This window comes from Mitsuaria sp. TWR114 (assembly GCF_007997345.1).
Genome location: NZ_VOSR01000880.1, coordinates 1 through 1,100, shown reverse-complemented (window position 1 = coordinate 1,100; position 1,100 = coordinate 1). Strand labels below are relative to the sequence as shown.

Annotated in this window: 1 pseudogene; it reads right to left on the bottom strand. The window is 65.1% G+C overall.

Annotated features, from left to right (window positions below):
- Positions 1–14 precede the first annotated feature (14 nt).
- Positions 15–1,100: pseudogene (locus tag FUT87_RS25310) on the bottom strand (hypothetical protein); the annotation flags it as partial.

Below are 1,100 nucleotides of genomic sequence, written 5' to 3'. Positions count from 1 at the left end.
ACGCCCGAGGGTGCTCACAACGCCTTCAAGAACACCACCAGGTCCTTCTTCTCCTGCTCGGTGAGCTGGGTCTCCAGCACCAGGTTGAAGAACTCCACCGAGTCCTCCAGCGTCAGCAGCCGGCCATCGTGCAGGTAGGGCGGCGAGTCCTTGATGCCGCGCAGCGGGAAGGTCTTGATCGGGCCATCCATGTTGGCCATGCGCCCATTGATCATCCTCGGCTTGAAGAAGCGCTCGGTCCGCAGGTTGTGCATCAGGTTGTCCGTGTAGTACGGCGGCGCGTGGCAGCTCGCGCAGGTCGCCTTGCCGAAGAACAGCTGCTGTCCGCGCAGTTCCTGCTGTGACGCCTTCCTCGGATCAAGCTTGCCGTCGATGCCCAGCTTCGGCGCCGGCGGGAAGTCCAGCAGGGCCTGGAACTCCGCCATGAAGTGCACCTGGCTGCCGCGCTCCAGCACGTTCACGCCCTTCTTCGTCGCGATCACCGGATCGCCGTCGAAGTAGGCGGCGCGTTGCTCGAACTCGGTGAAGTCCTCCACCGTCTTCAAGGCCCGCTGCGAGCCGAACAGCCGCTGGATGTTGACCCCGCGCAGCGTCGGCGTGTCGATCCGGTGCCGGAACGGCTGCGGTCGGATGTCGCCGACCAGGTGCGTCGACGCGTTCGTGTGGCCGTTGGCATGACAGTCCAAGCACGCCACGCCGCGGCTGGGCTTCAGCGTGCGCCGGTCGTCGGTCTGGTTGAACTGCTGCTGCGGGAACGGCGTCACCAGCAGCCGCACGCCTTCCAGCTGCTTCGGGTTCAGCACGCCGTTGAACAGCCGGAAGTAGTTGTTGATCGTCACCAGCTCGCCCTTGGACACGTCGCCCAGGTCGGGCCGCGTCGTCAGGAAGATCGGCGCCGGAAACTCCGGCAGGAAATGGTCGGGCAGGTCGTAGTCCAGATCGAAGCGCGTCAGGTCGCGATCGATCTCCTGGCGCCGGATCTCGTCTATGTGGAACTTCGGGAAGACCATCCCGCCCTCGGGATGGTTCGGATGCGGCAGGGGCAGGAAACCCTTGGGGAAGAGGTCCTTGGCCTTGATGTCGTCCGGGCTCATCGCCGC